Source organism: Aeoliella sp. (assembly GCF_965227375.1).
Classification (GTDB): domain Bacteria; phylum Planctomycetota; class Planctomycetia; order Pirellulales; family Lacipirellulaceae; genus Aeoliella.
In genome coordinates, this window is record NZ_CBDDFX010000001.1 from 2672878 (window position 1) to 2693754 (window position 20877).

Annotated in this window: 16 protein-coding genes; 5 read left to right on the forward strand and 11 right to left on the reverse strand. The window is 60.9% G+C overall.

Going from position 1 to position 20877, the window contains the following annotated elements; all coding sequences use genetic code 11:
• Window positions 1-50: 50 nt before the first annotated feature.
• The 5 genes from ACQK2L_RS10960 to ACQK2L_RS10980 all read right to left on the reverse strand — a co-directional run bounded on the left by ACQK2L_RS10960 (window position 51) and on the right by ACQK2L_RS10980 (window position 4948).
• Window positions 51-545 (reverse strand): hypothetical protein, encoded by a 495-nt coding sequence (locus ACQK2L_RS10960; RefSeq protein WP_425397005.1) that lies wholly within the window; start codon window positions 543-545, stop codon window positions 51-53.
• An 81-nt stretch (window positions 546-626) separates the two neighbouring features.
• Window positions 627-1376, reverse strand: coding sequence for a hypothetical protein (locus ACQK2L_RS10965; RefSeq protein WP_425397006.1), 750 nt, complete (start codon window positions 1374-1376; stop codon window positions 627-629).
• Window positions 1377-1381: 5 nt separating this feature from the next.
• On the reverse strand, window positions 1382-2032 hold the full coding sequence (locus ACQK2L_RS10970; RefSeq protein WP_425397007.1) for an SIMPL domain-containing protein: 651 nt from the start codon (window positions 2030-2032) through the stop codon (window positions 1382-1384).
• 210 nt (window positions 2033-2242) lie between these two features.
• Entirely contained in the window at window positions 2243-3565 is a 1323-nt protein-coding gene (locus ACQK2L_RS10975) for a beta-ketoacyl-[acyl-carrier-protein] synthase family protein (RefSeq protein ID WP_425397008.1), read from the reverse strand.
• Between the two features lie 105 nt (window positions 3566-3670).
• Window positions 3671-4948, reverse strand: coding sequence for a hypothetical protein (locus ACQK2L_RS10980; RefSeq protein WP_425397009.1), 1278 nt, complete (start codon window positions 4946-4948; stop codon window positions 3671-3673).
• A 263-nt stretch (window positions 4949-5211) separates the two neighbouring features.
• On the opposite strand from ACQK2L_RS10980, the gene ACQK2L_RS10985 reads away from it, so the two are divergent.
• From ACQK2L_RS10985 to ACQK2L_RS10995, 3 genes are all read left to right on the forward strand, one after another.
• Window positions 5212-5790 carry a hypothetical protein gene (locus tag ACQK2L_RS10985; protein WP_425397010.1) on the forward strand — a complete coding sequence of 193 codons (579 nt, stop codon included), beginning with the start codon at window positions 5212-5214 and terminating at the stop codon, window positions 5788-5790.
• Between the two features lie 224 nt (window positions 5791-6014).
• Window positions 6015-7382, forward strand: coding sequence for an AAA family ATPase (locus tag ACQK2L_RS10990; RefSeq protein WP_425397011.1), 1368 nt, complete (start codon window positions 6015-6017; stop codon window positions 7380-7382).
• A gap of 221 nt (window positions 7383-7603) precedes the next feature.
• Window positions 7604-7927 carry a hypothetical protein gene (locus ACQK2L_RS10995; RefSeq protein ID WP_425397012.1) on the forward strand — a complete coding sequence of 108 codons (324 nt, stop codon included), beginning with the start codon at window positions 7604-7606 and terminating at the stop codon, window positions 7925-7927.
• A gap of 7 nt (window positions 7928-7934) precedes the next feature.
• Here ACQK2L_RS10995 and ACQK2L_RS11000 read toward each other — a convergent pair whose 3' ends face one another.
• Together ACQK2L_RS11000 and ACQK2L_RS11005 are read right to left on the reverse strand one after the other, a co-directional pair.
• Window positions 7935-10355 (reverse strand): hypothetical protein, encoded by a 2421-nt coding sequence (locus ACQK2L_RS11000; RefSeq protein WP_425397013.1) that lies wholly within the window; start codon window positions 10353-10355, stop codon window positions 7935-7937.
• A gap of 128 nt (window positions 10356-10483) precedes the next feature.
• On the reverse strand, window positions 10484-11584 hold the full coding sequence (locus ACQK2L_RS11005) for a YncE family protein (RefSeq protein ID WP_425397014.1): 1101 nt from the start codon (window positions 11582-11584) through the stop codon (window positions 10484-10486).
• A gap of 486 nt (window positions 11585-12070) precedes the next feature.
• On the opposite strand from ACQK2L_RS11005, the gene ACQK2L_RS11010 reads away from it, so the two are divergent.
• Complete coding sequence (locus tag ACQK2L_RS11010) at window positions 12071-13048, forward strand: TolB family protein (protein WP_425397015.1); 978 nt, start codon at window positions 12071-12073, stop codon at window positions 13046-13048.
• Window positions 13049-13593: 545 nt separating this feature from the next.
• On the opposite strand, the gene ACQK2L_RS11015 is transcribed toward ACQK2L_RS11010, so the two are convergent.
• Window positions 13594-14442 carry a TIGR01457 family HAD-type hydrolase gene (locus ACQK2L_RS11015; protein ID WP_425397433.1) on the reverse strand — a complete coding sequence of 283 codons (849 nt, stop codon included), beginning with the start codon at window positions 14440-14442 and terminating at the stop codon, window positions 13594-13596.
• A 367-nt stretch (window positions 14443-14809) separates the two neighbouring features.
• On the opposite strand from ACQK2L_RS11015, the gene ACQK2L_RS11020 reads away from it, so the two are divergent.
• Window positions 14810-16324: a sulfatase family protein gene (locus ACQK2L_RS11020; protein WP_425397016.1), complete on the forward strand. Its 1515-nt coding sequence runs from the start codon at window positions 14810-14812 to the stop codon at window positions 16322-16324.
• On the opposite strand, the gene ACQK2L_RS11025 is transcribed toward ACQK2L_RS11020, so the two are convergent.
• From ACQK2L_RS11025 to ACQK2L_RS11035, 3 genes are all read right to left on the reverse strand, one after another.
• Entirely contained in the window at window positions 16298-18604 is a 2307-nt protein-coding gene (locus tag ACQK2L_RS11025) for a glycosyl hydrolase family 18 protein (RefSeq protein WP_425397017.1), read from the reverse strand. The genes ACQK2L_RS11020 and ACQK2L_RS11025 overlap by 27 nt on opposite strands.
• A gap of 123 nt (window positions 18605-18727) precedes the next feature.
• Window positions 18728-19954, reverse strand: a complete 1227-nt coding sequence (locus tag ACQK2L_RS11030) for an SGNH/GDSL hydrolase family protein (protein ID WP_425397018.1) — start codon at window positions 19952-19954, stop codon at window positions 18728-18730.
• Window positions 19955-20875: an SGNH/GDSL hydrolase family protein gene (locus tag ACQK2L_RS11035; RefSeq protein ID WP_425397019.1), complete on the reverse strand. Its 921-nt coding sequence runs from the start codon at window positions 20873-20875 to the stop codon at window positions 19955-19957.
• Between the last annotated feature and the right edge of the window lie 2 nt (window positions 20876-20877).

Sequence of the window (20877 nt, forward strand, 5' to 3'; positions counted from 1 at the left end):
ACAATCCGCCAAAATCCGCGCCGATCCGCGTCTGATTATGGTAGCCGCAGCTATTCCGCGAGGTTCCAAAACTTGGAAAGTTCTGCCCCACACACGGCGCACTCGAACACACCATCTTTCACGATATTGATCTGCCCGCAGTCGCAGCGGCGGAATTCGCATGCCAGGTCGAATCGCCCGTAGTGTTCGATTCCTGCACGATCGAGCGCCGAGGCGACCGCACTCCAGGACACCGGTTCGGGGCAGTAGCCGGTCGATTGGTTGGTGACGTACGTCGCGATCGCTTTGCCGTCTGAGACTTCGAAAGTGATCTCGCCAGCCGACAAGACGGGACCACCTCGCGCGCACGCAACGTGCTCACTCTGCCGGTCCGCGATCCATAGGGTCCGCTGTGGGTCGATGATGAACGTAAAAGTAAGGCTTCGTCCGGAGGTTAACCTCATCACGTCCTCACCACAGGTTACCGCTGTGCGTGATGACGAGAGATTGACCGACTTGGCAATCTCGGGCGGGCCGACGTATTTGTATAGCCTACACTCGCCCAACTTCAGTTCCTTGGCGCCTTTGCGCCTTTGCGTGAGATGAGTTCGCCAGTCTGTTGTTCGAGGTGGAATTTGCAGCGAGGTTCAATCATCCTCCAAGTGCTGCTTGTCGTACCCTCGGCGTCGGACCTGCGAGGTGTGCATGAACTCATCGAGATCGGCCGCCGTGACGCGGTCGTCCGAGCCGGCTGGTGCGGTGGCGATCATCGTGGAGTTGATCACGCGGCGTTGCGACTCGTCTGGCGCAAGGATCGTGGCGGTGTGCATTGTGCCTTGCCACTTGGGATTCGTCGCGCTGTAGGCGGCCGACGAGTTGTTGATGCAGATGATCTGATAGTCGGATGGCGAGAAGCACGGAATCCGCGTTGAGTACGGCCGCAGCATCTCGTAGCCGGTGCAGAACATCGGGTTGTGTTTGGCCATGAACTCTTGCGGCGATAGTCCCAATTCGAAGGCGCACTTTGCATAGTCGCAAATCTCGACTTCCGCTTCCACCAGGCTCGGCTCGTAGCCAAGCATCAGGAAGCACTCTTCGGGGCCGGCGTCGAGGTGCGGCTTGGTGGTCTCCTGCTGGTCGAACCGCCCGGCCGAAAGGTACACCAGCGTATCGCCGGTGCGGGACTCGTGGATCGCCGCCATCGCTTGTTTTAGTTCGACCATCCGCTGGCGAAAGGTGACCGAGTCGATGGTGGAGCCAAGATTCACCAGACAGAACCCCGGCGCGTCGAAGTCGGTTCGGCAAGTGAGCGCGTAGACCTCCAGCGCGAGCGCCTGCCCGTCGCCGGGCTTCCAGCGAAGGCAGAAGTTGGTTTGGCTGGATGTTTGGGGGTTCATGGTATTCACTGTGGGTCGGCCACCAGGAATTCTGCTGAGGTGCTTACGGTCAAACGCGTCTTGTGACTAAGCGACATCTGTGCCAGATCGGACTCCGCGAATTGCCTTGCCTTTGCCCTGCCGAATGCACGAAGATCCGAAAGTCTGCTTGGTTCCGTTTCCAGGCCCGATACTTTGTAAGATAGGCGATGGACTCCAGCGAGAGTTGCCGAGAGTGCTTCGGCGATTTGTTCGGCCGAGGACTTGGCTTTTTTCACGGCCTGATGCAGCACTTCTCGCTTGATGCATTCCAGTTCGGAATACTGCCAATCCACGGACTCCACAAGCGCGTTCTTTTGGGCGCTGATGGCGGCCAGCACGGGGCCGAGCAACTCGAAGTCTGTCAGCTTGACCATCAAGTGATAGATGGCCGACGAAGACTTGGTCAGCAGGCCCGTTTCCACTTCGGTGAGAACACTGAGGAGACTGATGGCATCCTCAGCAAGACCCAACTGAGTGAGCGCGGCTGTGCAATCGGCAACCTCTTTGGCCTTCTCGAAAGCTTGCTGGCCAGTGAAAAATGACTGCCCGGCGATCCGGACGACGATCTCCGCACCATCGGCCGTTAGCTCGCGAGATGACGACTCTGAAACCGAGATTAGATTCAATTCCGCCATCTTGGTGCTCCCCAAAAAGTCACATTGGGTGGGTGGATGGTTCCGCCGGCACTGCGGTTTGCCATTCTACACAATGTTCCACCAGCGCACTGCCAAGAACTCTGATCCGCGCTGATCCGCGACTGATTTGAATCGCGGGACGGCTCTTGGAAATTCCAGTACACTCCGGGCGCTGACGCTTCCGGCTCGCCTAAGTTCAATCGGCGCCGATTAGCTGGCCACGACCGCCAAGACCGATGCCTGGCCTTGGGGTGTGACGCTCAGATTCAAGAAGCTACTGCCGGGTTGGGCGCCAGAGGTTGCGATGGTGAGGTCGCACTCGGGGTCGGCCTCGGTGTAGTTCAGCACCGCAGGTAGTTGGCCATGCTGCATTGCCAAGAGGCTGCCGGCGAGTTCCACCACGCCGCTAGCTGCGCCGAGGTTGCCGAAGTAGCTTTTGAGCGCGGTGACCGGGATGTTCTTCCCAGCGTCGCCGAGCGCCGTGCCGATGGCGGCGGCTTCCTTGCGGTCGCCTTCTGTCGTGGCGAGTCCGTGCGCGTTGAGGTGGCCGAGGTCACTCGGGGCGAGTTCCGCATCGCGCAGGCAGGCTGTGATCGCGTTGGCCATGGCCTTTTCGGTATCGCCCACCAGGTTGCGATCGGCCACCAGGCTGGAGCCGATACCGGTCACCTCGCCGTAGATCTTCGCGCCGCGGGCTTGGGCGTGCTCGAGTTCTTCCAGCACCACCACGCCGGAACCTTCGCCGGCCACCATGCCGATGCGATTCTTGTCGAACGGGCGGCAGGCGGCCGCGGGGTCGCAATCGGCGTCGGCCAGTTGCTCGGTTTGCATCGCGTGGATCGCCTGCATCGGCAGGATGCGGGTGCCGGTTGCGCCGGCCAGCATGAAGTCGGCGTGGCCGCGGGCCACCGTGGTGAACGCTTCGCCGACGGCCATGTTGCTGGAAGCTTCGCGGAGCGTGAGCGAGTTGTTCGGTCCGCGCAAGTCGTTAAGGATCGCGATGTGACTGGCCGGCATATTCGGCAGGTACTTGAGCATCCACAGCGGAGTCATTTGCCCCAGCCCGTCGGTGCCCCAGTCCTCGTAGTCGAACTTGCCCTCTTCGGTGCACTTGTTGATGCTGTCGATGTAGTCCTCGGGCATGGTGAGCATGTAGTCGCTACCGAGTACCACGCCGCTTCGTTCAGGATCGAGCGAGCCATCCGCCACTTTGGCGTCGAAGAGCGCGAGCTCTGCAGCCGCCACGGCCATCTGCGTCTCGCGGCACATCATCTTCAGCGCCTTGCGAATGGACTTCTTCTTACCCTTTTCCAAGTCGCCGAAGTTGTCGATGTCGCCGGAGAACTGGCGGCACTCACCGGCGTACTTCAGCGAGAGCCCCGCCGACTTGACGGGCAGCATGTCGCAGGTCACCACGCCGCTGGTGCCGGTGGAGAGGCCATTCCACAGCTCTTCGGGATGGCTGCCGAGCGGGCAGATCACACCGATACCAGTAATCACAACGCGACGGCACTTGGCGGAGGAGTCAGTCATAGTCTGCGCAGGATAGCAAATCGCGGCCGATTCGGGATAGTGGTCGTTCGCTCCGCGAACGGACCCTGCTACAAACGCTCGTTCGCGGAGCGAACGGCGACTTTCCTAGTAGCGTCCGTGGAATTGGGCCGGGTTGCGGCCGGCCGTGGACACGGGGGCGTTTGGTGCGGCCGGCGGCAGCACGCTGCCCTTGGCCTCGATGAACAACAGGGCGTCGGCCCGGGGGGCGGTCTTCAGGATGGGCAGCGCCGCCGTGAGGGCGTTGTCGCGCGTGGGGCCGGGGGTGCCGATCACGCCCATCGAAAGCAGCAGCACCTGGTCGGTGGGCCAGCGGAATCGCTCGTGCAGGTTGGCCATCGTGACTTGCGGCACTTCGACCTCCATGCGTTGCTGTTCGGCCACCGGCGTTTGAATGTCGAGCTTCACTGGCACCATCTTTTCCACCTGGTGCAACTTGAGCTTGATCACCGCGTCGCAGGTTGCCTTGTCGAGCGCCATGAGTGGGCTGAACTCCAGCGAGAAACCTTCCTGCAGTTGACCCTGCTCGGGTTGGAAGCCTGGCCAGATCTGCGGCGTGGGCATCACGCCTTTGATGTAGCCGCGGGGCCGCATGGTGCTGATGACAATCGATTGCCCGTTGCCCACCAATTGCGTGGGCGAGTTGTATTCGCGGTAATCGGTGCGGCGCGTCAGATCGCTCAGCAGCACCGCGACGTTCTCCTTGGCCATGATCCAACCCTGCACGCCCGGCGACTGGACGGGGATCGGCGTCATCAGCGGCAGCGCCTTCGAACGCCAGTTGGGGTTGGTGACCGTGGCCACGCGGAGGGAGAAGGCCTCGCTTTCGGATTGTTGGTTGACGAACCGATCGACGATGTCGGCCACCATCGCCTGCATTTCCGGCGTGTGGTACACGCGTAGTGTGTCGCGGCCGGCGCTCAGGATGCCCAGCGGCTCGCTGTGCCAGGCTTCGTAGCCGGTTTCGCGAAGGATCCAGTCGACCACCGCCTGCTCGGGCTTGGTGGAGCTTTGCGCGCGAGCGGTGTAAGGGCGAATGTCGTACTCGCGCCACACTTGTCCGTGATCGCGAGGCAGCGTACCGGAGCCTTTGGTCACGCGGGCGCGGGTCGGCGGAGGTCCAACAATCGGCGCGATGGGTGCGGTCGTGGCCGGCGCTGCGGCGGGAGCCGTGTTGGCCGCCGGAGTCGTCGCGGTGGCCGCCGGTTGAGTGGTCGCAGGCAGCGGTGCTGCGGTGGCTGACTCGTTGGAGTAGCGACTGGTCGCCGCCGATTGCCAACCGCCAGGCTGCTGGGCTAGTGCGTTGCCACAGCCTACGAGCAGCAAGGTGGCGAAGCAGAAGGCCACATTTCGTTCGCCCATCATGTCGTTCTCCGTCCGTGGAAGAGTTCGGTAGCAAGCGCATTGGCGTCCAGGAGCCGCACGCGGGCGGCGAGTATAGGAAGGGCTCGTTTAGCAGGCAAGGGCGAAGCAGAATGGAGGGGCGAGGATCGAGGGGTGAGGGGCGAGAGTAGCAATGCTAGCGTCGTAGGATGGGTCCAGGAGCCTAAGCGACGCAGACCCATCGGCGGGGAATGACGAAATACCCAAGTACCCAACGAGTGAAATACACAATGACGAAATACCCAATGACCAATGAAGCGCAAGCGATGCTCATTGGTCAATGCGTCATTGCAAGTTTCGACATTGCTGACCCCGCAATGTGGACCGCGGCGTGCGAACGAGGGCATAATGATAGCACGAGTCGTTCCCAGGTTTTCACTGCTGGTGTCTATCGCCCCAATAGTCTCATGTCCCAATTAACTTGGCGCGTCTTAGCACCACTGCCGGTCGCGGTCAGGCTCCACTATGTCGCCCCGGATGGACGCCACGATCTGACCCCGGAAGTTGTACGCCAGCGGTACACGGAAGAAGTCAACAACTCGTCTCTGGTTTGCTGGGTTTCACCCAATGACGACCGTTTTGGTCTCATCGCGGGCATCGACGAGGCAACTTGGCACTCGAGTACCGTAAGAGAGATCGAGTTGGCGTATTCGAAGCCAGCGAAGGGGCGTGGCAACATTCAAATTGACGTCAATGGTGAGGTTGCCCTCTCTTCCGATGGTTTCTCGCCAGAGCGACTGCAGTGGTTTCGCCAGGTTCATGGGTGGCTCGCCGATTTATTTCCGGATGCCACCAGGGATACCGATCTCGGGATGGACGCGTGACTGCTTGCACAGAGAGATCTGCGCTTCGTCGCTCTGCTGTGATTCCCCTTCTGGGAAATCTCGACCAACGCTTTTTCCATTCGTGTCATTCGCGTGGATTTGCGGGCGATCATCCGCGCGACTGGTTCTCGGGAATAGAACCTCTCGTATTTGCGTAATCTAGTGCGAACTTCTCCTCCACTGCGGCTGTCCTTCCTCGAACGGTTTTTCACAAGGACTAGCTCATGTTTTCTGAACACTCACCCTGGCTGTTTGCTTCCGGCGCTGCGATTGGTTCGCTGCTGGCCGCGTTCTGGTCGCACCTGCGCAGTGCGTACCAGGTGATGGCCAGCCGCGTGCTGATGTCGGTCACGCTCGACGGCTATCAATCCGAAGCGATGCTCTGTTACCTGCGAAGTCAGATGAACGCTTCGAGTTGGGGACCGCGGGCGTACGTGGGTTGGATGCTGTACGTGCAGCCCAAGCGGCGTGTGCAGGTGGTGTCGATGGAGATCACTCCGCCGGCCGGTCGTATTTACTGGCGTGGTTGGCGACCGCTGTGGGCTACCAACGGCGGCCGCTCGGGCGTGTCGCTCGAAGACGGCGTGAACGCCAGCGACTACGACCAGAAGAGCCTCTGCCTGACGTTCCTCCGCGGCATGTTCAACCCCGACAAGCTGGTGATCGAAGCCACCGAGTTCTTCAACCGCCAAGTGCACGAGAACTGCGAAGCCGCTGGCCGGCACTACGTGAAGCACGTGTTCGGTTCGGCCGGCAAGATGCGGTTCGGTGGTTCGCAGCAGAACCATCGGGCGCGGAGCGGCTCGCACAACGACCTGCGTAGCTGCCTGCAATACCGCCCGCTGCGGTGGGAGTTCAGCGAGCTGGGCACGCCGCGGCGTAGCGGCCATCAGGCGATCGACCGCCTGGCGCTCGACGACGAGAAGCGCGAGCTGGTGACCGAGGCCGAGCGATGGCTCGCCAGCGAAGACTGGCACCGCGATCGCGGTTTGCCTTGGCGGCGCGGTTGGCTGCTGCATGGCGAGCCGGGCACCGGCAAGACGGCCTTCGCCCGCGCGGTGGCAGAGGACCTCGACCTGCCGGTGTTCTCGTTCGACCTGGCGAGCTTGTACAACGACGAGCTGCAGAGCGAGTGGTCGCACATGCTGACCGAGGTGCCCTGCATGGCGCTGCTCGAAGACATCGACGCGGTGTTCCATGGTCGCGAAAACGTCGCGGCTGGCGAGAAGGGCGGACTGACGTTTGACTGTCTCTTGAACTGCCTCGACGGTGTGCAGCGGGCCGATGGTTTGCTGTTGGTGATTACGACCAACCACCTGGACCGCATCGACCCGGCACTGGGCATTCCGCTCGAAGGACGCTCGACCCGCCCGGGCCGAGTCGACCGCGTGGTGGAGTTCCGCCCGCTCGACCGCGCCGGCCGCCAGCACCTGGCAAGCTGCGTGCTGCCGGACCAGCCGGAACTGTGGGACACCCTGGTCGAAGCCGGCCACGGCGACACCGGCGCCCAATTCCAAGACCGCTGTTCGCAACTGGCCCTAGCCATCGAGTTCGGCGACAGCGAGCAACTGGCGTCGTGCTTGATGGAGTAGAATCGGCGAGGTTTAATGACGAATGACGAAGCACCCAAATACCCAATGAGCGACGCTTGCGCGCCGATTGGTCATTGGGTGCTTCGTCATTGGGTATTTTGGTGTTTGGGTATTTCGTAGTTCACCCCATGATGGGTCCGCGCGAGCTGAGACTCGCTTGACCCATCCTACGGTACTGCTTTCAAATCGCCATACGTAAACCGATGGTGCCGACAATGATCGTGTCTAAGCTCACTTGCCCTTCTTGCGACTACAAATCCGAGGCATTTGGAGATGCTCCCGACCTTTACGATGGGACGTATTCCTTTGTCTTTCAGGACAGAGATTCGCATGCGATCTCCGTCGTCGACATACCAGGCAAGATTGTCGAGGAGACGGTTGATCTCCATGCTCCTGGCGCCAGCGCGAGGTTGTGTCAAGCGTTTTCCAATGGCGAGCGCCGGATGATAGAGATTCCTCTTGCAGTAAGCGACGTAGAAGTAGACGTCATCTGCCCAGAATGCGGCAATTCAAGGCTGGTCAAGACCATGGTTGGCCTTCAATAATGCCTGTTCACTTCTCCAAGAGACGACGACTTAGCCAGCGAGAAACGGTTAGCCCCACAAGAACCGTAGGGAGCATCCAATTGGAAGGCTCCGGCACCGTGACTGGCGAGGTGATCGCCCCGCTCGTGGCTCCGAAGTTGTCTCTCCACACCGCAAAGTCGCCCGCGCCGACGCCGCCGGAGCCGTTGCCAGCGTTGTTGATGGCCGATTCGTTCGCCGCGCCGAGGTTGTTTCGCCAGAGAGTGTAGTCGGCGATGTTCACGATGCCGTCGTCGTTGAAATCGCCTGCGAGCACCGCGGACAGGGCTTCGAGAACGATGGTGTCGCCGTTGATGTCGAGGTCGAACAGCGATGCCGCCGGGCCGATGAGGGACAGCGAGTCGACCACGAGCTTGTCGGCCGTGAGCACTGGGAATTGCAGACCGACTGGCGGCATGTAACCACTGGCGAGCGACACGTGCAGCAGTCCGTCGAGAGCTGCTTCGCTGGCGATGGCGAGCGTGGTGAACTCACCCACGTCGGGCCCGCCGATGGAGAAGGCAATTTGTCCCCCACCCTGCGTGAGCGATCCTTCGATCACCGACTTGCCACGAGTGGAAAGAGTTCCGCCTGACATTTCGTACTTGCCGATGAATTCCTCAAACTCGATGGTTCCGCCTTCCTGCAGAAACGGAACGCCATCGGCATCGATGTTGTCGACTTCCAGCGTGCCTGCCTGGACGATCACATCTCCATCGTAAACATGCGTGCCCGCTCCGGTGTGGTTGCCGCCCTGGTAGGTCGTGTTGCCGCCGAAAGTGAGCTGGTCGTTGGCCTGGGGAACGGTGATGTCGGCCAGGCCGGTCACTTGTACGTTCGCGTCGAGCAGGGCGAGGCGGTCGACCACCACGTCGCCGGCCAGTTGCAGATCGCCGCCGCGCACCTCGGCTGTCAGGGCGCCAGTGCCGTCCAATGTCAGTTCGCCCTGCATTCGCCATGGCCCAGCGACGTCGACGAAGCGTCCGCCACCGATGGTCATCGAACCGAACAGCGCGGTGCCGAGCGGTACGTTGATGTCAATGTTGCCGCTGGTGGCCAGTACGATGGGGTTGTCGATCGCGGAGCCGAACCGCATGCTGCCGACTCCGGAGATTTGCTCGTTGATGGTGAGGGTGCCACCTTCGGCGTTCAGCGAGCCTCGATGGATGAATCGGTCGCCGACGAGAAGGGTGCCGTGTCCCCGGATCGTGGTATCGTTCTCGATGTCATCTCCCTGGGCGGAGACACCGAACTGGCCGCCGGAGAGGATCACCTCGCCCGCATCGAGTTGCACCTGGTCGGCCAGGAACGATCCACCGTTGTGCACTTCGATTCGCGATACGCCGGCGCCGCTCGAGTCGCCGAGCGTGGCGGCACCTTGCACGATTAGCGAGTTGGCAAACGTGCGTAGATGTGAACCTTCGCTGATGAGGATCGAATTGACGATGTCGTTGGCGCTGAGGAACACGATGCCGCCGTGGCGCAGGTAAGCATCATCGGTAGGGCCGGGCACCTGATTGCCGATCCAGTGAGCCGCCTGGGCGAAGTTGCCATTGACGCTCAGGTAGTCCTGTCGCTTCAGATCGATTTGGGTCCAACCGCTGCCGGCCGCGGCGGCCAGCACGTCGGTGGCGGTGGGAAAGCGCCGCTCGCCAAGGGGCGAGCCGACGTTGCTCATCAGCGGGAAGGCGTCGACCAGATGGAAGTTCGATACCGAGTTGGCTGCCATGTTCATTCCGGCAATCAACGCAGTAGGAAAATCGAAGTCGTCATCCGACTGTTCGTTGATCGCCGAATCTAATTGGTTGGTCACGCCCAAATGGTGACCGATCTCATGCAACGCGGTGCTTACCATATCCACCGAGTTGGACGCGTTCGGGTCGCTGAAGTTGGTGGATCCGCGATAGCCAATTTCGAGTTGCGGAATCAGGTTCGTGCCATCGAACCCAGCCGTCTGATCGGACATCGACAGGTCGCTGTAGATGGTTTGTGAGAGATTGAACTCCGAGTTCTGCGCCGGAGTCGGGTCGATGTACCAGTTGCGGTTGGCGAACAGAAACAGGTTGCCTGTGGCCGTGCGGTCGAAGCCATTAAATTGCGAAGTTGCGGTCACCGGCGCGCAGGCGGTCGCGACTCCGTTCCCACAGACCCCGTTGCCCATGCCGTCGTTCACGTAGTACGACACGTTGAGTGTCATGTTGTGGGCGTCTTCGATGAGGTCTTCCCAATGGCTGGCAGCCGCCTCCACAGCGGCAATCGCCCCCGCGCCCGTCGGGTCGTTGGGGTTGGTGGCCATCGGCACGTAGTTGACCGTGATGTTGAGGGCCATGGCCCCCGAGCAACCGATCGTCAGGCCGAAGATCGCAGCAAGCGCAGGCAGCGACGACACGTGGCAGATTGGCCGGTACATGGAATTCCCCTTTGCGTGAAGCGCAACCAGACAAGAGGCAACAGCCATCACCCCAGAGAACCTGACAGCAGATCCCCCAGAATCTGTCAGCCGTTCTCCCCGAGCATCCCGCTCAATATACAGGTGCGTCACGGGGATCGCAAATTCTGGGGATTCAATGCACCTTGAAGCGTCGCGAAGCCCAGAAGTGAGAGGGAGAGCAGCAGCGAACTTGCCTCCGGCACCGCGAAGGGATTCTCCAGCATCCGCACGCCCGAACCGGTGTTCACGAACAACAGTCGGGCATTGGCCGAGGTGGATACGAAGTTAGGCACCGGTGAGAACTCCGCGCCGATGTCCTCTCCCACCGGCAGACCGCCCAGCACGTCCCAAGTGTTGGTGTCGTACACCTCAATGGCATCCGACCGCCGATCGGCCACGTACAGCACATCCTGCAACGGATCAAACGCCAAACCACCGATGTGATAGTCGTTAAAAGGAAACTCATAAACTAACGTCGCATCCGGCTCGTAAACCTTCCCATCCACCGCCAGAAGTGACCCATCACGATTGACAGCAACAGTCCCCTTGTGCGTCCAGCCTGAGATGCGCTCTTTGTAGGAGCGATATGACTCCGCACGAGCGTCGTAGCGGGCGACACCGTCTCCAATCGTACCCGCGCTGACAAAGATTGCCAAAGAACGATCGGCGGATCGGGCAGCGGACGCGGGAGATATAACATTGTTATCGGGATTGCTCACCGGTTGAATGCCAACCAAGACTTCCGTCTCAGTATCTACCGCCAAGATCTTCAAACCACCTGGGCTCCATGGAACAGGCCCTGTAGTGAACGCCAAGCCGTCCAGGGTAATGACGACGTCGTATGTTCCCTCGGGACCCAACGTGGGCAAATCGATTGTTTGGTATTCGAGAGTATCCAGATTTAGCTTGTAGAGTTCGGCATATGTACCAGTCTTGCGAAAGTCGGTGATGTATAGATGGCTTCCGTCGGGCGTAATGTCCGAGCCCCGGAGATCATTACCGATTGCGACAGGATCGAGCAACTGATTGGTAGCGATGTCATACCGCTGTAAGACTCCATTCTTTGTAGGAATGTAGAGCCGATTGCGAACCGGGTCGTAGGTATGCTCGAAGTTATGATCGCTCATGGGAATGAGCGTGCTGGCCAGCGCCGAAGTATCAAGGATCGCAAATGCCAAAACAACGACCGACGTCATGTATCTCGTCACGAGCGGATTCCTCCATGGAAAGCATCAACAGGCTGGACATCCGAGAATTAGGCCATCCGCAGGGGGCAATGTAACACGTGAGGGAGTGATCTAGAATCCCAATCGCTACTCATGGATATCGCGGAATCGTTGCGGTCTCGGCAACGCTCCGGCTAGTGGAGAGCGTACTCCTCGACCGCTTGGTGCGTTCATCACAGTACCCAGGGTAGCGTCCAAGCTCGCAGGACTCGCTTGAACGCAACCCTGGGCTACTTTGACGATACCCCTTCGGGGTAGGCGTGTAGCCGAGGCCTATTCGCGAGGATTGGTGTTCATTGGCGGGCAAGGCGTCCTGATCTTTGGGCCTGCGCTGATTCGCGGAGCGAATCGCGACTATCGTTGGTCTGTGCGAATTCTCTGGACGGCTCGTCCCTGCCGCGGGTATCTTGAGAGGGAGCTTTGCGTTGATGCTGGATGTTTTCACCCCAGGACAAGTTTGGGGAGACCATGCGTATTGCACTCCGCCTGTTGGTCTGTACGTTCCTCGTTTGTTTGTGTGGTTGTCCATTCGGTACGCCCCGCGATCACTACCGTCCGCCAGGGCACGGGGACATTACGATTGCGGTGTCGCCCGCGGACGATGCAATTCTCTTCAATGCAGTCGGATCGGGTGGGCGCGATCTGTTTCTCCTCGCTCTGTCCGATCACAATGTGACACGCATCGCGGACACGCCAGACTACGAGACCGCGGCGAGCTTTTCGCCGGATGGACAATGGGTGGTCTACGCGGCTGGTGTGCCGGGCGACCGTGCCGATCATCTGTTTAAGATGCGACTCGACGGGAGTGAGAAGACACAACTGACCGACATCGACGCGAACGATACCTCGCCGCGATTCTCGCCAGATGGCAAGCAGATCGTGTTCGCTCGCGACAAGACCTACCAGTGGGGTGGTCTGGCTGCCAACTGGGAGCCAGGGGGCGTGATATGTGTGATGGATGCCGACGGAGCCAACCTGCGGCAGCTGACTTCCGACGACGACTACGCCTTCGAGCCGTCGTTCACCGCCGATGGAACGCGAGTCGTGTACTCGAGTGCGGATGGCAGGATGTCGATCGCGGTGGACGGTACAGCCGCACCTCAACCCGTTGCTGGTCCTGCCGGTGCTGTGGCATCCCCTGATGGAAATTTGATTGCCTACTCCAAGGGGAAGTTCTCAGGCGACTTGAAAGTGGTCGTGACCGATGCGGATGGAGAATCGGAACGTGTCCTCACGCCGAACATCAGTGGGTGCTATCGACCCACCTTCACGCATGGCGGCAATCGTCTGTTCTTTTTGAGCGAAGAATGGCCCAATGGCCCTTCAGGCGTTGGGAAGTTCACTCTTTGGGAGACTAGCGTCCAAGGAGCCAAGGAGAAGCCGATCGCTGGTTGCGACTTGTTTGATAACCCCCTTGGCTGGAAGCCGCCACCTACTACCCCGTGAGAATCCACATTTGTGGAAGGCACGTAGGGGCCTCCAGGTTTCTTCTATTTCTTGTGCGGTGCTGGTGGGAATCTTACACCCGGTGGGGGAGAATGCGGGGTGAGGAATTGTGAACCAGCGCGGTGTCCGAACTCTTGTGAGTTCGACGACGGGGAGGTGTGCGCGGGCTCGGGAATTCAGTGTTGGCGCAGCGCAAGCTTGGAGCGCGGAGCGAACGGCCACTATCTCCGGGAGGGGAGCTTGTGGGGTTTTGGGCCAACGGTGAGACATGCGGGGAACAACGTGGAGGGTTTTGGACCCGTGGGGTTGAGAAATGCTCGGAAAAACAAGCGGTTTCTGCAAACGGGAGGGGACAATCCGGTTGGGGTTTTGGGCCAATGGATCGTTTTGCCCCAAAACTGGCCCAAAACCCCGGCGAAGTACCCAAATACCCAATGACGAAATACCCAATGATGAAGTACCCAATCTCGAAGCACCCAATGACCAATCAGCGCGCAAGCGTCGCTGATTGGGTATTTGGGTGTTTGGGTATTTCGTCATTCGACTTACGCGTGCGCTTTGCTCCAGGCGTCGATGTCCAGCGGGGTGTCGTCTTCGCGGTTGTTGGTCGGCAGCACCTGGTGAATCAGCATCGAGGTGTCGCACAGGTCGGCGACCGAGTCGACGACCAGGTCGGGCTGGTAGGCGTAGTTGGCCAGGTCCTCGCGCTTGGTGCCGCCGGACAGCACCAGCACGGTGCGGTAGCCCATTTGCACGCCGCCCAGGATGTCGGTCTCCATGGTGTCGCCCACCATGATGGTCTCGCTGGTGGCCATGCCAAGTTCCTTGCGAGCTTGCCGCATCATCACTGGGCTGGGCTTGCCGACGCTGAACGCTTTGATGCCGGTCGCTTCCTCGATGAGGCTGACGATCGCGCCGCAGCCAGGGCGGGTGCCGGATTTGGTGGGGCAGTTGGGGTCGAGGTTCGTGGCGATGAGCTTCGCCCCGTCGAGCACCATCTGCACAGCGGTCTCCAGCATCTCGAACGACAGCGTGCGGCCCTCGCCCACCACCACGTAGTCGGGCGAGCGGTCGACCACCGCGTAGCCGTTCTTGTGCAGGGCGGTTTGCAGGCCGCCTTCGCCAATTACGTACGCGGTGCCTCCTGGCTGCTGCCGCGCCAGGAACCGCGCGGTGGCCATCGCGCACGTAAAGATGTGTTTTTCAGTCACCGGAATGCCCATCCGCTCGAGCTTCGTAGCGACGTCGCGGCGGGTTCGCTGGCTGTTGTTGGTCAAAAACATGAACGGAATCTCGCACCGCTCGAGTGTCGCGATAAACTCCCGGGCGCCGGGAATCAGCTCACTGGAGCGGTAGATCACTCCATCCATGTCAATCAGGAATCCTTTTTTCATCGTCTCGTTCCGCAGGGAGGGATCGTTGGTGGGAGCCTCGGGGCCGGCGGTCTGCTGGCCGGCGAGGCCTATGGTTGGGGAGGGAGCCATACCGTTTGCAACCGTCGTGCCAATGAATGCGATTTCGCACCTTTCCGCAGACAGAGTTCCGATTTCCCGAGAAGAAACGTCCGAATTGTGGATCGTTGCACCCGGCCTGGGACACCAGGGTTGGCGGTGCGAAGGTCCAGCAAGCGGGGAGTGCCCAATAAATGAGCATGCGGGCAGCTAGCAAATCGCGGCGCGGTATTATTACGGTTAACCTGAACTTAATATGGTGTCTGGCAATCGACCGCTTGAAGCAACGATGACGAACTACGGAGTTAGCATGAGCATGAATGCTTGGAAGTGTCTACTGATCGTCGCGATGGCCGGCCAGGCACTGGCGACCGAGGCGCCGAACGTGTCGCGGCCGAACATCCTGGTGATCGTCTCGGAAGACAATGGCCCGGAACTCGGTTGCTACGGCGACCGGTACGTCACCACGCCGGTGCTCGATGGGCTGGCGGAGCGGGGCGTGCGGTTCGAGAACGCCTACGTGCCACAGGCTGGGTGCAGCCAGTCGCGGGCGGCGTACCTCACCGGGCTGTACCCGCACCAGAATGGGCAGATCGGCCTGGCGACGTGGAAGTTCAGCTTGTACCGCGAGGACACGCCAAACCTGCCGCGCAACTTGAAGCACGCCGGGTACCGCACCGGCATCATTGGCAAGCTGCACATCAACCCCGAGTCGGCGTTTCCGTTTGATTACAAGAAGATCCCTGGCGCCAACTTTGGCCGTAAGAACCTCGGCCGCTACGCGAAGCATGCCGAGGAGTTCATGACCGCCGACGACGGTCCGTTCTTTCTGGCGGTGAATTACCCCGACGCCCACCGCCCGTTCCTTCCGCGCGCGGCCAAGCTGCCCAAGAACGTGTTGACCGCCGAGGAGGTGAAGCCGCTGGCGTACATGGGACTCGACTGCCAGGAGCTGCGCGAGCAGACGGCCGACTACTACAACTGCATGAATCGACTTGATGCGCTCATCGGTGACTTGCTCGAAGCGCTCGAGCGATCGGGTAAGGCGGACAATACGCTGGTCGTGTACTTCGGCGACCATGGCGCCGACATGTTTCGTGGGAAGCGGAGTTCCTACGAAGGCGGTGTGCGCGTGCCGATGATCGTTTACTGGCCCGAACATGCCGAAGGGGGTGTGGTCCGCACCGAGCTGGTCTCGACGCTTGACCTGATGCCGACGTTCCTGCAGGTGGCGATGGCTCACCGAGTGGACAACCTGGCGGGGCGGTCGTTGCTACCGCTGTTTGGCGACTCGCAGGCCGACTGGCGGGAGCATCTGTTTACCGAGTACCACACGCACTCGGCGCATGACTTCTATCCCCAGCGGACCGTGCGCAACGAGCGATACAAGTTGATCCAAAGCCTGCTGGTGGGAGAGGAGCATCCCGACTACGCGCACACGCTGAGCTCAAGGTTCTCGCCCGGCTTCGAAGAGCAGCACATCAAGACGGCCTCGAGCGATCTGCAAGCGGTATACGCCCGACTGCAGAATCCGCCGGAGTTCGAACTGTACGACTTGAAGAACGACCCGTACGAGTTCCACAACCTGGCGGACGATCCCGAGCACGCGGAGGTGCTGGCCGACCTGAAGCAGGAACTGACCGCTTGGCGGGAGCGCTCCGCTGACCCGCTACTGAACGAGGAGAACTTGCAGCGGTTGAAGCAGGAGATCTACGCATGCCACGACGACGGCGACGTGAAGAAAGGGCTGCTCGAACTCAACTACACCGATTACTTCTTCGACGACACCGACAACGCTTCAGCGTCGCCGGACAACCAGCAGTGAAAGCGCGAGGCTCAATAGTAGGATAGTCCGAGGTTCGGGCACAGCCGCTACGCTCTCCAGCGAAGCAGGGGTGGACGAGCCGAAATTGCTCCTCCACACGGCGTAGTCTTGCTGGTCGACGGTCCCGTTGCCATCTGCGTCCGCCGCGAGGTAGTTGCCGGTAGTGCCGAGCGAGTTTCGCCACACGGAATAGTCGGCGAGGTTCACGACACCGTCTCCGTTGAAGTCGCCCATCGCGGCCGACGGCAGGGCGAACAGTTCGGCCGCGGTGCCGACCCACACGTTGCTGACCGTGAAGTGTCCCTCATACAAACTTTGGAGGCCGAGATCCGTGATCACCGGGTTGAATCCACCACTGCCGTTGGCGGTGAGGTCCCACACGAAGCTGTCGGCGGCGAAGTTGCCAATGTTGGCTCCTTCCGCCAGCAGCGACACGGAGATGGTGTTCGCGCCGGACCCGTTGCCTTGCACGCGGCCGACCAGCATGAACGTGGCATCGGGTGCGAAGCCCGTGGTGGAGACATCGTCGCCCGCGGTATCGGCCTGGCTGCGAATGGAAACGGTTTCTTGCAGTCCGTGCAGGGCGACATCGAACTGGTTATCGCCGGCCGAGTCGAGGAACTGTAGCGCCAGCTGGCGATCGAGCGACGTTTCGTGGGCCGACAAGAGAGGATCGGTATTTTGACGGACCAGCATTGTAAAGTAACGCTCGTCCTCGGTGTTCAGGTCGATCGGCGCATCGAGCGGAATGCTCATCGTGCGGGGATCGGTGTTGAGCGTGTCGAATCGCTCGGCCGCGTTCTGGTTGCGAATCGTGATCGCCGAGGTGCTGTGCATCGCTGCGCCGATGCCGGTGGCACTGAACGTCAAGTGACCTTCGCCATGTTGGGTGAAGTTGCCGGTCTCTTCGAGGTTGCCGCCCGTGTCGCGTCCCGCGAGCCATCGCCCGACGGTGCCCCGGGCGTCGGCGAAGTTCTCGAAGGTGCCGGTGTAGCTCAGACGGTCGGGCAGGGTCATGCCCAGCGCGCTGAACCGCTCGGCCAGCCAATCGGCGTCGTCCTGGCGCACGAAACCGTTGCCTTCGTGGTCGCCGCGCTCCCAGTTGCCGCGCATGTAGTAGTTTTCGAGGCGGGCGTCCGTGTTGGTGCCGGTCCAGCCTGGCACGGTGCCCATGTTGTCGGCCAAGATGTTCGCGTCCTGGTGGTCGACCAGGCCATCGAGATTCAAGTCGGGAATCTCTTGCAGGAACATCGCGTATTGGTGGGCAACACGGTGCAGGCTGTACTCGTTCGTGGCGTCGTAATGCAAGGTCCACGACATCACGCCCGGCATGTTGTTGTCGATGGCGAACTTCACCTTGTCGCGCACTTCGTAACGGCTTTCGATGTCCCACGTGCCGGTCCGCAGCGTGCCGTTCAGGTCGGCGACTGTTCCGGTGAACGAGGTGGCATCGGCCGGCAGGTCGGGATCGACGGCCACAATGTTCTTGAGACTCACCGTCGCGGGGCCATCGGCTCCCCATGTGCCGATGCCGACCACCAGTTGTTCGTTTACGAAGGCCTTCTCCACGCCTTGGTCGGTCAAATTGCGCTTGTAGCCAGCGAACGACTGGTAGTCGAGGTTGGTTCCATTATCGGCCGGGTAATGATAGCCCATGATGAACAACTGGTCGTACGTCCGCGCGTCGAACACCGGCGTGTCGTCCCAATCGGAATCGGAGAAACCAAAGTCGTCGACCGACACTTCGCGCGAAGAACCGAACGCCGCTTTCAGGTCCTTGGCCAGTTGCGTGTAGTTCGCCCATTCGGTGTCGGTGCTGGGCCGTTCCCAGTCGAGATTGAAACCCGACATGTTGTGGGTGTCCATCAAGTCGACCACGTTGGAAACGAAGTTGGCCCGGTTGGTGCTGCTGCCGACGATGGAATTCCATACGTCGTCGACGCTGCCGCCCGAGACGGTGAACATGCTCATGTGCAAGCGGAAGTCGTGCGCTGCCGAGTGAGCGGTGAGCTTACTGAGGTGCTGCGCGCCTGCGGAAGTGGTGACCAAGTTGCCACTAGCAGTGGGTCGGACGCCGCCGAAGTACAGCACGTCCGACACATGGTCGTAGACGCCGTCGGTGGAGAACGAAGTGACCTGCGACTGCGGAGTCCAATCGGGCACGAAGCCCCAGATGCGGAACTCGGCCGCGTCCCAAGCCGACATGGTGGTCAAGGCCACGGCTACCGGCGCGCAGAACCACAGCGCGAGCAGGCAACTGGCGAGGTTGAAGATTTTCATGAACGAGGCACACGTGTGCGGCAGGCGAGGGCAGCTTGTCATCTCCGCATTTTGCCTGCGTTTTACGAGACGTGCAAACCGAAGTCGCACCCCAGCGACCCTTTTTCGGGTACTCGAACCACTTTATCGCTGAAGCGAGAAACGCGTGCGCAAAACGCTATGCTGGGCGGTCAGCAAACTCGCGGCCAAGGCCAGCACCGCCATCGACAAACCGCTCGCTTCGGGCACGTGCAACGCGTGGGAAGACAGCGCCAACGACTCTCTTGTTGCCCCGAAATTGTCCCGCCAAACCGAGTAGTCACCAGCATCCACACCAGCGACCCCGTCGCCCGCGTTGCCGATGGTTGCGTCGTCCGTCGCGCCGAGGTTGTTGCGCCACACGGTGTAGTCGGCGATGCTCACAAGGCCGTCGCTGTTGAAGTCGCCGGTGAGAGCTGCGGGCGTGGTGAGGAACTCGTAGATGGCGTCGGCCAAGTGAGCGTGCATCGCGCGCGTGGGATGCACGCCGTCCCAGAACAAGTATTCGTCGGGATTGGGTACGATGTTGTCCGAGTCGTAGAACAGGTCGCCCGACTCGAGTCCCGGCGCGGCCGGGCTCGTGATGTTGGAGAGTCCGTACTCGGCGGGACTAGCCAGCACGGCGTCGAACAGCGCTTCGATGTCGAAGCGTTGGATCGAGATGTCGGCGATGGTCGCTTCCAGGCTGTCGAGCCCGCCGGCGAGCGTGGTGTTGAACACTTGCGTGCGGTTGTTCCAGTCGGCTCGGCTGGCGGCGGTGCCGTTGTAGTCGGGCGTCGCGCCGATCTTGGGCAGGTTCATTACCAGGAACTGCCGCGCTCCGTCGTCGTAGAGGTTCTGGATATTGCTTGTGATGTTACCGACGGGGATCGACATGTTTTGCTGCCCCGTGAACAGGTCGTTCGCGCCGGCCCATACGATGTACAGTGCGTCGGGGTCGCCAGTGCGGTTGTCGACGTAGTCGGCGACCTGTTCGGCCAGGTCGTCGATAAACAGGCCGCTAATGCCATCGGTGCCCTCGGTTTTGGCCCCGCCGTAGGCGAAGTTGTCTCCACCCGCCGAGCTTCGACTGAGTGTGCCCAAGCCGAGGTGCTCGGAGAGCAACTCGGAGTAGACAGGACCGTTGGAGAACCGACCTTGATAGTAGCTCGGACCTGGATTCACGAAGAAGATGGTGCTGGCGGTTGCCGCTTGTGTGTTGCCGACGTCGGAGAGGCTGTCGCCGAAGACGAACAGGTCGCTGTAAGCACTCGCGGGGCTGCCGTGGATGACCAGGGCGACCAGCCAGGCCAGGTGTCCTGCCAGCGAAGCGGTTTTTGGCGGCGCGCGCATCTACTCGCCTCCCGCCGCAGTCGAGCCGACGGGGTGTTGCTCATCCTGTTCTTGGAGGAACGCGTGCAGCGAGTCGGCAAGTTGGGCGTGCATGGTGGTGGTGGGGTGCACGATATCCCAGTACAGGAATTTTTCCGGCGTGGGAGAGATGACTCGCTTGTCGTACAAAAAGGTGCCCACGTCGAGCCCCGGAGCGGCCGAGTTCCTGGTGTCGGTCAGGCCGAACTTGTCGGGGTTTGCCACCACGTCTTCAAAGTACGCCTGGATGTCGAACCGCAGCAACTCCGCCTCGCCGAGACGCCTGTCGATACGATTCAACTCGCGAGCCAGTCGCTGGTTGAAGTCGAGTGTCAGCTTGTTCATGTACTTGGCGCGATCGGGCCGGCGGTGGTAGCGGGGTGCGCTGCCGAGTTGTGGCAAGTTCATCACCAGGAACCGTCGCGCCCCGGCGTCGTACAGCTTCGTGAGGCTCTTGCCGATGTTCGTGACCGGCACTTTCACATTGCGCTGTCCGTCGAGCAGGTCGTTCGCGCCGATCCAGATGACGTAGAGCGCTTGGCTGTCGACCTTCTTGCGTGCCAGGAATCGGGCGACCTGCTCATCCAGGTCGTCGACGAACGCCTCGCGGTTGCCTTTGGTACCCGAGGTGTGCGCCCCGCCGGAGGCGAAGATGTTTCCACCGGCGTTGCTACACTTCACTTCGCCGAGTTCCAGGTGCTTGGCCAGTCGTTCGACGTAGATCGGCCCGTTGGAGTAACGTCCCTTCCAGTACGCCGCACCGGGGACCACACCCAGGGAGACGGACGTCGAGTTGCCCGCATCGGACAGGCTATCGCCGAACACCACGAGGTCGGTGTACGCACCGGCGTTGCTGCCGATGGCCAGGGCGAGGAGGAAGACAAACAAACCGCGCTGATTCATAA